At 73.0% G+C, this 12,933-nt stretch carries 11 protein-coding genes and 2 pseudogenes; 4 read left to right on the plus strand and 9 right to left on the minus strand.

What is annotated here, in order from left to right:
• The 3 genes from GUY61_RS25165 to pcaH form a co-directional block, all read right to left on the minus strand.
• Positions 1–601 (minus strand): lyase family protein (locus GUY61_RS25165; RefSeq protein WP_243766741.1); only part of this gene is annotated, 601 nt, incomplete at its 3' end.
• Positions 588–1,181: a protocatechuate 3,4-dioxygenase subunit alpha gene (pcaG, locus tag GUY61_RS25170; protein ID WP_166632530.1), complete on the minus strand. Its 594-nt coding sequence runs from the start codon at positions 1,179–1,181 to the stop codon at positions 588–590. The genes GUY61_RS25165 and pcaG, both read right to left, overlap by 14 nt.
• Positions 1,178–1,966: a protocatechuate 3,4-dioxygenase subunit beta gene (gene pcaH / locus GUY61_RS25175; RefSeq protein WP_166632531.1), complete on the minus strand. Its 789-nt coding sequence runs from the start codon at positions 1,964–1,966 to the stop codon at positions 1,178–1,180. The genes pcaG and pcaH overlap by 4 nt, the downstream gene beginning before the upstream one ends.
• Positions 1,967–2,121: 155 nt before the next feature.
• Here pcaH and GUY61_RS25180 point away from each other — a divergent pair, with 155 nt between their 5' ends.
• On the plus strand, positions 2,122–2,565 hold the full coding sequence (locus tag GUY61_RS25180) for a MarR family winged helix-turn-helix transcriptional regulator (RefSeq protein WP_166632532.1): 444 nt from the start codon (positions 2,122–2,124) through the stop codon (positions 2,563–2,565).
• A 178-nt stretch (positions 2,566–2,743) separates the two neighbouring features.
• Here GUY61_RS25180 and GUY61_RS25185 read toward each other — a convergent pair whose 3' ends face one another.
• Positions 2,744–3,676 carry an oxidoreductase gene (locus tag GUY61_RS25185; RefSeq protein WP_166632533.1) on the minus strand — a complete coding sequence of 311 codons (933 nt, stop codon included), beginning with the start codon at positions 3,674–3,676 and terminating at the stop codon, positions 2,744–2,746.
• 304 nt (positions 3,677–3,980) lie between these two features.
• On the opposite strand from GUY61_RS25185, the gene GUY61_RS25190 reads away from it, so the two are divergent.
• On the plus strand, positions 3,981–5,360 hold the full coding sequence (locus GUY61_RS25190) for an endo-1,4-beta-xylanase (RefSeq protein ID WP_166632534.1): 1,380 nt from the start codon (positions 3,981–3,983) through the stop codon (positions 5,358–5,360).
• 83 nt (positions 5,361–5,443) lie between these two features.
• On the opposite strand, the gene nirD is transcribed toward GUY61_RS25190, so the two are convergent.
• From nirD to GUY61_RS25210, 4 genes and pseudogenes are all read right to left on the minus strand, one after another.
• Complete coding sequence (gene nirD / locus GUY61_RS25195; protein WP_166632535.1) at positions 5,444–5,815, minus strand: nitrite reductase small subunit NirD; 372 nt, start codon at positions 5,813–5,815, stop codon at positions 5,444–5,446.
• Complete coding sequence (gene nirB / locus GUY61_RS25200; protein ID WP_166632536.1) at positions 5,812–8,400, minus strand: nitrite reductase large subunit NirB; 2,589 nt, start codon at positions 8,398–8,400, stop codon at positions 5,812–5,814. Before nirB ends, nirD begins: the two co-directional genes overlap by 4 nt.
• 2 nt (positions 8,401–8,402) lie before the next feature.
• Positions 8,403–8,696, minus strand: a pseudogene (locus tag GUY61_RS25205) (NAD(P)/FAD-dependent oxidoreductase); the annotation flags it as partial.
• Positions 8,697–9,400: 704 nt separating this feature from the next.
• Positions 9,401–10,487 (minus strand): annotated as a pseudogene (locus GUY61_RS25210) (NAD(P)/FAD-dependent oxidoreductase); the annotation flags it as partial.
• 197 nt (positions 10,488–10,684) lie between these two features.
• Between GUY61_RS25210 and GUY61_RS25215 the strand changes: the two are divergent.
• Positions 10,685–11,470 (plus strand): TSUP family transporter, encoded by a 786-nt coding sequence (locus GUY61_RS25215; protein ID WP_166632537.1) that lies wholly within the window; start codon positions 10,685–10,687, stop codon positions 11,468–11,470.
• A gap of 54 nt (positions 11,471–11,524) precedes the next feature.
• Positions 11,525–12,133: an NADPH-dependent FMN reductase gene (locus GUY61_RS25220; RefSeq protein ID WP_166632538.1), complete on the plus strand. Its 609-nt coding sequence runs from the start codon at positions 11,525–11,527 to the stop codon at positions 12,131–12,133.
• 141 nt (positions 12,134–12,274) lie between these two features.
• Here GUY61_RS25220 and GUY61_RS25225 read toward each other — a convergent pair.
• A partial coding sequence (locus tag GUY61_RS25225; protein WP_166632539.1) for a SpoIIE family protein phosphatase occupies positions 12,275–12,933 on the minus strand: 659 nt, incomplete at its 5' end.

Consider the following 12,933-nt stretch of genomic DNA (forward strand, 5'->3'; position numbering starts at 1 on the left):
CGGCGGCCTCGTGCGCCGCGAACGCCGCCAGCGTGCCCGCCGCTCCGCCCAGTTGGGCGGGGAGCCTCAGGGCGGTCAGGCGGTCGTGGGCGTCCAGGACCAGGCAGCGCCAGCCCGCGGCCTTGAGCCCGAAGGTGGTGGGCACCGCGTGCTGCGTGAGGGTGCGGCCGGGCATGGGTGTGTCGCGGTGCGCGGCGGCCAGCCCGGCCAGGGCGGCGGCCGTCCGGGTGAGGTCGGCCAGGACGAGCCGTACGGTCCTGGAGGCCACGAGCATCAGCGCCGTGTCCAGGATGTCCTGGCTGGTGGCACCGCGGTGCACCCATTCCGCGTCGGCCGGGCCGACCGCGGCCCGCAGGGCGCCGACCAGGGGGATCACCGGGTTCCCGCCGGCGGACGCCCGCAGCGCCAGGTCGCGGATGTCGAAGGCGTCCGCGCGGCAGGCGGCCGTGACCCGCGCGGCCACCTCCGCGGGGGCCACCGCCCGCGTCAGCGCCGCCTCCGCGTCGAGGAGGGCCTGGACGAAGGCCGCGTCGCCCGTGGACGCCTCGGCCTCCGTGCCCGCCCACACCGGGGAGAGCAGGCCCAGGTCAGCTGAAGTCAAGGAAGACCGTCTCCCTCTCGCCCTGCAGATGGATGTCGAAACGGTAGGTGGGCACGCCCGCCTCCGGTTCGGCCTTCGCGAACAGGGTCTCGCGGCGCGCCGGGTCCAGCGAGTCGAGCAGCGGGTCCGACCCCGCGCCGGGCCCGTCGTCGGGCAGGTAGATCCGCGTGAACAGGTGGTGCAGCAGGCCCCGCGCGAAGACGCAGACACTGATGTACGGGGCGGCGGCCGGCGCCCCCGGAGGCAGCGTCCGTACCGCCCAGTGCCCGTCCGCGTCGGTCGGGACCCGCCCGAACCCGGTGAACCGCACCCCGTCACGGCCGACGTAACCGCCGGTCACGGGATCGCGGCGCAGGGACCCGGGGGCGCCCGCGAGCGACCCGGACGGGCCGGCCTGCCAGAACTCCAGGAGCGCGTCGGGGATCGGCGCGCCCGCGCCGTCGTACACGAAGCCGTGCACGCCGACCGTCCGCGGGTCGCCGGCGGGCGCCATCTCCCCGCCGTCCGGGAAGGGCAGCGCGTAGCCGTAGAAGGGGCCGACGGTGTGCGAGGGCGTCGGGCCCGGAGGGAGTGTGGTCATCGGCCTTCCTCGATCCAGGTGGCGGACGGTCCGTCGAGCACGATGTCCCAGCGGTAGCCGAGCGAGAACTCGGGCTGGGACAGCGAGTGGTCGTAGGTGGAGACCAGCCGCTCCCGCGCCTTGTCGTCCGTGACGGACTGAAGGATCGGGTCGTACGGGAAGAGCGGGTCACCCGGGAAGTACATCTGCGTCACCAGTCGCTGCGTGAACGCCGTGCCGAACAGCGAGAAGTGGATGTGGGCCGGGCGCCAGGCGTTGAGGTGGTTGCGCCAGGGGTAGGGACCGGGCTTGATCGTCGTGAAGTGGTACGAGCCGTCGTCGCCGGTGAGGACCCGGCCGACGCCCGTGAAGTTGGGGTCGAGGGGCGCCGGGTGCTGGTCGCGGTGGTGGGCGTAGCGCCCGGCGGCGTTGGCCTGCCAGATCTCGATCAGCTGGCCGCGCACCGGGCGGCCCGCGCTGTCCAGCAGCCGTCCGGAGACGGTGATCCGCTCGCCCAGCGGCTCGCCCTTGTGCTGCCGGGTGAGGTCGTTGTCGATCTCCGTGACGTCGGCGGGCCCGAAGACCGGGGTGTGCAGTTCCACCACCTCGGGGTCACCGCCGCCGACGGCGACCAGCGGCTGCTTGGGGTGACGGAGCACGCTGCTGCGGTACGGGGGGTAGTCCCGGGGTGGATGGACTGAGGGCGGCGCGCCGTTCGCCAGGGCCTTCTCGTAGGCGCTGCGCCTCTCCGCGATCTCGGTGTCGATGTCCGCCTGGGTCAGGACCGGGCGATTGCTCACGCTCATGTGGTCACGACTCCTTTCCGCCGGTCCGCCCGGGCGCGGTGCTGCGCACCACCAGGCAGGTTCCCGCGATTTAGTCAGTGTACTGATTATTTTCTCGCGAGGACGTAGACTTCCATCCGGTTCGAAGTACGTCAATGGGTCGGAGGGGCAGCCGTATGGGCGCGGGCGCGGTCGATCTGAGCACCCACCCCGGGCATCTCGCCCGGCGTCTGCAGCAGGCGCACTCGCTGCTGTGGAGCGTGATGGTCTCCGAGGAGACGACCTCCCCGCAGTTCGCCGTGCTCAACGCGCTGGTGGAGAAACCGGACATGGACCAGCGGACCCTCGGCGAGCGTGTCCACCTCGACCGTTCCACCATCGCCGACCTGGTCGCCCGGCTGGTCAGGCGCGGTCTGGTCGCCCGGGTCAGGGACCCGCTCGACGGGCGCCGCAACGTCCTCAAGCTCACCGAGGAGGGCGAGCGGCTCCATCGCAGACTGGTCACCCGCACCACCCGGATGAACCGCGTCTTCCTCGCGCCGCTGGACCCGGGGGAGCAGCAGACGCTGCTGCGGCTGATCGCCCGGGTGGCGGACGCGGCGGAGGAACTGCGCGGCTGACCCCACTCCTGCCCCGGGCGCCCGCGCCGGATCTCCCCGGCCCTGCTCCGGCCCTTTGGCTCCGCTCCGGCGGCTCTCCGGGACGGGCCCTGCCCGGGCAGTCGTCCGGTCGGTCCGCCCGACAGTCAGTGCACGTTCCGATATTCCCGAGCCCGGTGCGCCGGTGCGCCGGGCGCACTCAGCCCGCGAGGCCCTCGTACACCACCCCGGTGAGCCGCTGCGAGGCCTCCCACAGCAGTTCGCCCGCCCGGTCGTCCAGGGTCCACTTCGCGCGCGCCGCCTTCGCGGGGGAGCCGCGCCACTGGAGGAGGGCGGGGCCGGTGAAGGAGTCGGGGGCGACGCCGGGGGCCGTGGCGGCGTAGAGCGTCGGCAGCGCACCGGCCTCCGGCGACTGGGCGGCGAGCCGGTTGCCGAACGCGATGACCCGCTCGACGGCCCTGCGGTTCTCCATCTTCGCGCCCGCCGTCTGGAGGTTGGTGGCCGCGTACCCGGGGTGCGCGGCGGCGGCCACGACGTCCGAGCCGGCCGCGGCGAGCCGTCGCGCCAGCTCGTGGGTGAACAGCAGGTTGGCGCTCTTGGAACGGGAGTACGCCGGCCAGCGGCGGTAGCCGCGCTCGCTGTTGAGGCCGGCCGGATCGATGTTCGCCATCATGTGCATCATGCTGGAGACGGTCACCACACGGGCTCCGGACGGTGCCGCCAGCAGCCGGGGGAGCAGAAGGCCCGTCAGCGCGAAGTGGCCGAGGTGATTGACGCCGAACTGCCGCTCGAAGCCGTCGGCGGTCGTCCCGTACGGAAGGGCCATCACCCCGGCGTTGTTGACCAGCAGATCGAGAGTGTCCCGCTCGTCCGCGTACCGCCGCGCGAAGTTCCGCACGGAGGACAGGTCCCCGAGGTCGACCAGGGCGAGCTCGATCCGGGCCCCCGGCAGCTCCTCGCGCAGCGCCGCCTCCGCGCGGCGGCCGCGTACCTCGTCGCGGCAGGCCAGCACCACCTCGGCGCCGTGCCGGGCCAGCTCGCGGGCGGTGGCCAGTCCGATGCCGCTGTTGGCGCCGGTGACCACGGCCGTACGGCCGCTCTGGTCGGGGATGTCGCTCGCGTTCCAGCCCATCGCGTCCGCTCCTCCTCGTGCCTTCGCCGTCCGGGTGCTCCCGCGCCGGCTGTTCGGACGGGAGGCCGGGGGCAGTGGTCCGCCCACGGGGCAGCAGCGTAGGTGCACGGGGCCCGGGTGTGGACCCATTGCCGGCCGCCAGACGCGTTGACGCCTGTCACTCCCGTCCCTAAAGTTTCGGCCGCACTGCCGAAACATCGCCTCGTCGAACCGTCGAACCGTCGAACCGTCGAACCATCGAACTCTCGAAATCAGCAGCACCCTCCCCGAAGGCCCGGAGGGACGGAACGAGAGAGGGACGACCATGAAGAGACTCGGGGCCTCAGGGCCCGGCACCTTGGGCAGGGCCGCCGCCGGCGTCCTCGCGGCGGCCGTCGCGATCGTCGGACTCGCCGCCCCCGCACAGGCCGCGGAACCCGTCCTGCGTGACCTCGCCCAGGCCGAGGGCGTCTACTACGGCACCGCCGTGACCGCCTCGAAGCTGACCGGCACCTATGGATCGATCACCGGGACCCAGTTCGGCTCCATCACCCCCGGCAACGAGATGAAATGGGGATCGGTCGAACCGAGCCGCGGCAGTTTCAACTGGTCGGGCGCCGACGCCGTCGTCGACTTCGCCGAGGCCAACGGCCAGAAGGTCCGCGGTCACACCCTCGTCTGGCACAGCCAGATGCCGGGCTGGCTCGCCGACGGAACGTTCAGCGACGCCGAACTGCGCACCATCATGACCGACCACGTCACCACCGAGGTCACCCGCTACAGGGGCCGCATCGATCACTGGGACGTCGTCAACGAGCCGCTCAACGAAGACGGCACCATGCGGGCCGGCAAGTTCTACAACCAGCTCGGCGAGTCCTACATCGCCGACGCCTTCCACGCCGCCCGGGCCGCCGACCCCGGCGCGAAGCTCTACATCAACGACTACAACACCGACGGCACGGGCGCGAAGAGCGACGGGATGTACGAGCTGGTCGAACGGCTCAAGGCACAGGGCGTCCCGATCGACGGCGTGGGCTTCCAGGGCCACCTCATCCTCGGCCAGGTCCCCTCCACACTCCGGGCGAACCTCCAGCGCTTCGCCGACCTGGGCGTGGACGTGGCCGTCACCGAACTCGACATCCGGATGGACCTGCCCGCCACCGACGCGAAACTCCAGCAGCAGAAGGCCGAGTTCAAGGCTGTCACCGCCGCCTGCCTCGCCGTCGCCCGCTGCGCGGGCGTCACCGCCTGGGGCTTCACCGACTCCGACTCGTGGATCCCGGACGTCTTCCCGGGCCAGGGCGCCGCCACGCCGTACGACGAGAGCTTCCGGCCCAAGCGCGCCTACTACGGCATCGCCGAGGCGCTCGGCTGGACCGGCGGCGACGACCCCGCCCCGGGCGCATGCTCGGCGGTGTACGCCGTCAGCAATCAGTGGAACACCGGCTTCACCGCGAACGTCACGGTGACCAACACCGGTTCCGCGCCGATCAGCGGCTGGAAGGTGGAGTGGACCTGGCCCTCGGGACAGAGCGTCACCCAGGCATGGAACGCCGCCGTCACCCAGTCGGGCAGCCAGGTCAGCGCCGTCGACGCCGGCTACAACGGGAGCGTCGGCGCCGGCTCCGCCGTGACATTCGGCCTCAACGGCAGCTGGAGCGGCAGCAACACCGCCCCGGCCGCCCTCACCTGCACGGCGTCCTGAGCGTCCTGACCGCGCACGGCCTTCGGGGCCCGGCACCCGCCTGACCCCGAAGGCCGCCGTACGGTCCTGGTCCTCCCCGGTCCTCAGCGCAGGGCGGGCGGCGCCACCGACGTACGCACGTCGTACGCCTCGATCGTGACCTCGTCGTCGTCCAGGCAGCGCCCGGTCGCCAGGTCGAAGCGCTGCTTCAGCAGCGGCGAGGCGACGAACGGCCGCCCGTCCGCCGAGCCGACCAGGCCCCGCGACAGGACGTACGCGCCGGTGAACGGGTCCTGGTTGCCGACGGCGTACGGCGTGCCGGTGCGGTCGACGAAGACGGCGACCTGCCGGCCGTCCGGGAGGAGCGCCGCGACACCCCGGCCGGGGATCAGCGCGGACAGCTCGCACACCGGGAACCACTCGTCGGCGACACGGAGTTCAAGGCGGACATCGGTCCGCTCGGGAGCGATCGTCATCGGGCGGCGCTTCCTTCCAGGGTACGGATCTGCAGCAGCGGCAGCTCGGCGGGCTCGGGCTTGATCTGGTCGCGCTCGGGGACGAACCGCACGGTCGGATCCGGCGCTTCCGGCGCGTTGACGAAGGACACGAAGCGGGCCAGCCGCTCCGGGTCGTTGATGGTCTCGGCCCACTCGTCCCGGTAGTTCGCGACGTGGTCGGCCATCAGTGCCTCCAGCTCGTCGCAGATGCCGAGCGAGTCGTGCACCACCACGCCCCGGACGTGGTCGAGGCCGCCATCGATGCGCTCCAGCCAGGTCGAGGTGCGCTCCAGCCGGTCGGCGGTGCGGATGTAGAACATCAGGAACCGGTCGATGAGCCGGATCAGTTCGGCGTCGGAGAGGTCCTGCGCGAGGAGGTCGGCGTGGCGCGGGGTCGCGCCGCCGTTGCCGCCGACGTACAGGTTCCAGCCGTTGGCCGTGGCGATGACACCGAAGTCCTTCGACTGGGCCTCGGCGCACTCGCGCTGGCAGCCGGAGACCGCCGACTTCAGCTTGTGCGGCGAACGCAGGCCCCGGTAGCGCAGCTCCAGGTCGATCGCCATGCGCACCGAGTCCTGCACGCCGTAGCGGCACCAGGTCTGTCCCACACAGGACTTCACCGTCCGCAGGGCCTTGCCGTACGCGTGGCCCGACTCGAATCCGGCGTCCACCAGCCGGGCCCAGATCATCGGCAGCTGGTCCACGCGGGCGCCGAACATGTCGATCCGCTGACCGCCCGTGATCTTCGTGTAGAGCCCGAAGTCGCGGGCCACCTCACCGATCACGATCAGCTTCTCGGGCGTGATCTCGCCGCCGGGGATGCGCGGCACGATCGAGTACGAACCGTTCTTCTGCATATTGGCGAGGAAGTGGTCGTTGGTGTCCTGCAGCGCCGCCTGCTCGCCCGCCAGCACATAGCCGTCGGCGCCGATGGTGGGCGCCAGTGAGGCGATGATCGAGCCGACCGTCGGCTTGCACACCTCGCAGCCGTCGCCGCCCCTGGCCGCTTCCCGCCCGTGGTTGTCCAGGAGCGTCTGGTACGAGGTGATGCGCAGGGTGCGGACGATCTCGTACAGCTCCTGCCGGGTCTGCGCGAAGCAGCCGCACAGGCCCTTGTCGACGACGACGCCCGAGGCCTCCAGCTCCGCCGTGACCAGCTGGCCCAGCACCTTCACGCAACTGCCGCAGCCGGTGCCCGCCTTGGTGCACTTCTTCACCTCGGGCACGGTGGTGCAGCTGTGCTCGGTGACCGCGGCCCGGATCGTGCCCTTGCTGACGTTGTGGCAGGAGCAGATGACCGCCTCGTCGGGCAGCGCCGAGGGACCGATCTGCACCGGGCCGCCCGCGCCGGCCGGCAGCACCAGCTGCTCGGGCGCGACCGGGGGGACGCTGCCCGTCAGCGGCCGCAGCGTGCCGTACGCCTCCGCGTCACCGACCAGGATGCCGCCGAGCAGCTCGCCGTCACGGCCGATGACCAGCTTCTTGTAGATCCCGGAGCGGGAGTCGGAGTACACGACGTCGAGGCAGCCCTCGGCGGTGCCGTGCGCGTCGCCGAAGGAGGCCACGTCCACACCGAGGAGCTTGAGCTTGGTGGACAGGTCGGCGCCCGTGAAGGACCGCCGCTCACCGGTGATCGTGTCGGCGGCGGTCTCCGCCTGCTCGTATCCGGGCGCCACCAGGCCGTACACCCGGCCGTCGGCGGCCAGCGCGCACTCGCCGATCGCGAACACGTCCGGGTCGGTGACGGTCCTGCACTGCTCGTCGACCGTGATGCCGCCGCGCTCGCCGACCGCCAGGCCGCAGTCCCTGGCCAGCTGGTCACGGGGCCGCACACCGGCGGAGAAGACGACCAGGTCCGTGTCCACGGTGGAGCCGTCGCTCAGCGCCATGCCGGTCACGGCGCCGTTCGCGGTGAGGACCTCCTGGGTGCCGACGCCCGTGTGGACGGTCAGCCCCATGCCCTCGATGGTGCGCAGCAGCGCCGCGCCACCGCCCTCGTCGACCTGCACCGGCATCAGCCGGGGCGCGAACTCCACGATGTGCGTGTCCAGGCCGAGGCCCTTCAGCGCGCCCGCAGCCTCGAGACCGAGCAGCCCGCCGCCGACCACCGCGCCGGTCGTGGAGTTCTTCGCGTACTCCTCGATCGCGAGCAGGTCCTCGATGGTGCGGTAGACGAAGCAGCCGGTCGCGTCCTTGCCCGGGACGGGCGGCACGAAGGGGTAGGAACCGGTGGCCAGGACGAGGGTGTCGTACGCGTACGTCCGCCCGGAGCGGGCGGTGACCGTCTTCGCCGTACGGTCAATCGTTTCGGCGGGGTCGTCGAGGTGCAGCTCGATGCCGTGCCGGTCGATGAAACCGTCCTCGACCATGCACAGGTCCTCGGGCGTCCGGCCCGAGAAGTACGAGGTCAGCTGGACGCGGTCGTAAGCGGCCCGGGGCTCCTCCGCGAGAACGACGATCCGCGCGCGGTCCGTCACCCCCCGCTCGGCGAGGGCTTCCAGGAAGCGCTGGCCGACCATGCCGTGCCCGACCAGCACGATCGTCTCAGTGGTCTCCGTGGACATTCTCAGAAGCCTCCGTTGTCGGTGAGCAGATGAAGCAGAGGTGCGGAGGGGAGCGGCTCGTCGCCCTCCCAGGCCCGCGCGAGCGCGCCCACGGTCCCCAGGTCGCCGAGCAGCACACCGCCGACGAGCCGGTCCCCGCGCACGACGACCTTCCGGTACGCCCTGCGGGTCGCGTCCGACAGATGGACGACGTCGTCCCCCGGCCGCGGCACGGTCTCGCCGAACGCGGCGAGGTCCAGATGGACGGCTCCGCCGAGAGTGAGCCGGGTGAGAGCCCGGGTGCCGGTGTACCGGGGCCGCGCCGCGCGCCCGTCACCCCCGGCGCCGGGCGCGCCGTCGGCGGCCGTGTCACCGGGCCGGACCGCTGCCGGTCCGGCTGCCGGGCCGACCGCACCTGCGGTCGCGGCCCCGTCCCCCGCGCCGGTGGCGGCCGCGGGGCGGATCGCGCCGTCCCCGGCCCGCCGGACGCGCCCGGCGCCACCGGCTCCTGCCGTCCCGGTTCCGGCGGCGGCCGGGCGGGAGACGGCCGGTGCGGGGCCCGCGGCCGCGCGGCCCGTGCCGGTGGTCGCGGCGACGCCCGCGCCGACCGGCGTCGGTGAGGCTGCCGGTGCGTCCGTGTCACCAGCCGGGCCGGGTGCCCGGTTGCCGGGGCCGGAGACGACCGCGGGCGCGCTCGCGCTGGCCGCTCCCGTCCCAGCCGCGCCGTTCGCCAGGACCGGGGTTCCGGCCTTCGCCGACGGTGCGCCCTCGGCTCCCGCCGTCCCGGTCCCGGCTCCCGTCCCCGTTCCGGCGGCGGCCGTGGCGGTCGCGGGCGTGCTCGCGTCGACCGCTCCTGCTCCAGCCGCGCCGTTCGCCAGGACCGGGGTTCCGGCCTTCGCCGACCGCGCGCCATCGGCTCCCGCGGTCCCGGCTCCCGTCCCCGTTCCGGCGGCGCCCGTGGTCGCGGTGCTGTCCGCGCCGTCGGCCACGACCGGGGTGCCCGCCGGCGCCGCTTCCAGGAGCAGCACCCGGGCCAGCACGTCGGCCTGTTCCAGTGCCGGGCCCGCGAGCCCGTACGTCGTGCCGTCGTGCTCGGCGCAGTCGCCGATCGCGAAGATGTGGGGGTCGGAGGTGCGCAGTTCGTCGTCGACGACGATGCCGCGTGCCACCTCCAGCCCGGCCGCCTGGGCGAGGCCGACCCGTGGCCGTACCCCGCAGGCGATCACCACGAGGTCGGCGGCCAGCTCGAAACCGTCGGCGAGTTCCACGGCGCGCACGACCCGGCACCCGCGTTCGCCGCCGTGCCGGGCGGCCCTGAGCAGTGCGGCGAGTCGCGCCGCGGCGGTGTTGCGCCCGGCGCCGTCGCCGGGCGTGCCCGCCGGGCGGGCCGGTGCCGCCCCCGCGCCGTCGCCGGAAGACGTCTCCGCGCCGGTGGTCTCGGTCCGCAGGCCGCGCACCCGGCACTCCGTGTGGATCTCCACCCCGAGGGACTCGAGGTGGCCGTGCAGGAGGCGTGCGGCCTGCTCGTCGAGCTGGCGCTCCATCAGGTGCTCGCCCTGCTGGGCCAGCACCACCTGCGCGCCGCGCTCCGCCAGGGCACGCGCCGCCGACACGCCGAGCAGTCCGCCGCCGATGACCACGGCCCGGGTGCCGGGCGCCACCGCGGCGCCGAGCGCCAGGCAGTCGTCCATGGTCCGGAAGGCGTGGACACCCTCGGGCAGCTCGCGGCCGTCCCCGTCGAAGAGGCCGCGCAGCGGCGGCAGCACCGGGTTGGAGCCGGTGGCCAGCACCAGCCGCCCGTAGGGGACGACGCTGCCGTCGTCGCAGTGCACCCGGCGCTCGGCGCGGTCGATCCTTATCACCCGCACGCCCCGCCGCACCGTGGCTGGCGCCTGCGGCAGCCGGATCACCTCCGCGTCGTAGCGGCCCGCGAGGACCTCCGCGAGAAGCACCCGGTTGTACGGTTCGTGTGTCTCCTCGCCGATGACGGTCACGCCGGCCGGCGTCCGCGCCGCCGCGCCCGCAGGCGCCGGGGAGGCACCGGCCAGCTGACGGGTCAGCCGCGCGCCCGCCATTCCACCGCCCACCACCACGATCTCCGAAGTCATACCGGAAGCCTGCGGGGCGGCTGTTTCCCGGCAGCATCACTCCCGTTTCCCGGAAGCAACCTCCCCCTCCCCTTCTCGCCGGGCCGGATGTGAGGCTGTGAGGAACGGCCCCGGCGGGCAGCGGCGGCGCCCGGCGGAGAGGCACGGCACCGGCAACCGCTTGGACGTACCACCTATCCGCTTCGTAGGCTCCACCGGTGCCTGACATACCGCTGACCACCGTCCTCGTCCTGTGTCTTGCCGCGGCCGCCGCGGGCTGGATCGACGCCGTGGTCGGCGGAGGCGGACTGCTGCTCCTCCCTGCCCTGCTGCTGGGGCTGCCGCAGGTACCCGCGGCGCACGTACTCGGCACCAACAAGGCGGTCGCGATCGTCGGGACGTCCGGCGCGGCCCTCACCTACGTCCGCCGCGCCCCTGTCGACGTGGGGACGGCGGCTCGGATCGGCTCGGCCGCGCTCGCCGGCTCGATGGCCGGCGCCTCCTTCGCGGCCGGGATCAGCAGCGACGTACTGCGGCCGGTCATCATGGCCGTCCTGCTGGCCGTGGCCGCGTTCGTCCTGCTGAGGCCCGCCTTCGGCACCGCTTCCGCATCGGCGGCCGGGCCCGCCGGCCCCCGCCGTCTCGCCGCCGCGATCCTTGTGTGCGGCGCCGGGACCGGCTTCTACGACGGGCTGGTCGGACCCGGCACCGGCACCTTCCTCGTCCTGTCCCTCACCGCCGTGCTGCGCATGGACCTGGTCACGGCCTCGGCGACCGCGAAGATCGTGAACGTCTGCACCAATCTCGGGGCGCTGGCGATGTTCGCGTACCAGGGCACGGTGCTGTGGCGGCTCGCCGCCGTGATGGCCGTGTTCAACCTGGCGGGCGGCACGGCGGGCGCGCACATGGCGCTGAAGAAGGGCAGCGGCTTCGTACGGATCGTCCTGCTCGTCGTGGTCTTCTCGCTCGTGGCGAGGCTCGCCCACGAGCAGTGGTCGGCCTGACCCGCCGGTCCGTCACTTGACCTCGACATTGCTTGAGGTATCAGGCTGCTCGGTATGGACACCATGCAACCGGACTCCCGTACTCCGCTGCGCCTCGCCGTGATCGTCGGCAGCAACCGCGAGGGCCGTTTCGCGCCCAGAGTGGCCGACTGGTTCCGCGGGATCGCGGAACAGCGCACCGATCTCACCGTCGACGTGGTCGATCTCGGGGGCGCCGAACTGCCCACCGCGCTGAGCTCCGCGCCGCCGCCCGCAGCCGCCAGGTCCCTCGCCGCGATCACGCTGGCACTCGACGCGGCCGAGGCGTTCGTCGTCATCACCCCGGAGTACAACCACTCCTATCCCTCATCCCTCAAGGCCCTCGTCGACTGGCACTTCGTCCAGTGGCAGGCCAAGCCCGTCGCCTTCGTCTCGTACGGCGGGATGTCCGGCGGGCTGCGCGCCGTGGAGCACCTGCGGCAGGTCTTCGCCGAACTCCACGCCGTCACGGTCAGGGACACCGTCAGCTTCCACAACGCGCACGGTCTCTTCGCGGAGGACGGTCCGAAGGACTCTGAGGGTGCCGCGGGTGCCGCGGGAGCCGCGAAGTCCCTGCTCGACCAGGTCGTGTGGTGGGGCCTGGCACTGCGGGAGGCGAAGCGCAGGAGGCCCTACACCGCGTGAGGGGCCGGGTCCCGTCGCCGTACGGTTCGGGCGGTGCCCCTGATCACCGTACGGTTCGGGCGGTGCTTCCGTCACCGTCCGGCTCGGGCGGTGCCCCTGATCACCGTACGGCTCGGGCGGTGCCCCTGATCGCCGTCCGGCTCAGGCGGTGCTTCCGTCACCGTCCGGGATGGGCTGCTCCGTCCAGATGCACTTGCCCGAGTCCGTGTAACGGGTCCCCCAGCGCTGGGAGAGGGCGGCGACGAGCTGGAGGCCGCGGCCTCCCTCGTCGGTGGCGGCGGCGCGCCGGATGTGAGGCGTGGTCAGGCTGCCGTCGGACACCTCGCAGATGAGGGTGCGGCTGCGGAGCAGACGCAGGCTGATGGGGCCCTTGGCATGGCGGATGACATTGCCGATGAGTTCACTGGCGAGCAGTTCGGTGGTCATGGTGAGCTCGTCCAGGTCCCAGACGGCCAGTTGGTCGCGGATCAGACGGCGAGCCTGGCCGGCGGCCACGGGGTCCTCGGGCAGGGCCCAGACCGCGATGTCGTCCTTCTCGGTGCGGTGGACCCGTGTGATCAGGAGGGCCGCGTCGTCGGCGACGGGGCTGCCCTCCGGGAGCAGGGCGGCGGTGACGGCGTCGCCGAGGGTGCCGAGGCCTTCGGCCGTGCCGCGGGAGCCGATGGCGGACAGGGTGCGTGCGAGTTCGGCCAGCCCCTCGTCGATGTCCCGTTCGGCCGCCTCGATGAGGCCGTCGGTGTAGAGGACCAGCAGGCTGCTGTCGGGCAGGTGGCAGGTGGCGGTGGTGAACGGCGGGGTGG

The sequence above is a fragment of the Streptomyces sp. GC420 genome, assembly GCF_009916105.1.
In the GTDB taxonomy this organism is placed as follows: domain Bacteria; phylum Actinomycetota; class Actinomycetes; order Streptomycetales; family Streptomycetaceae; genus Streptomyces.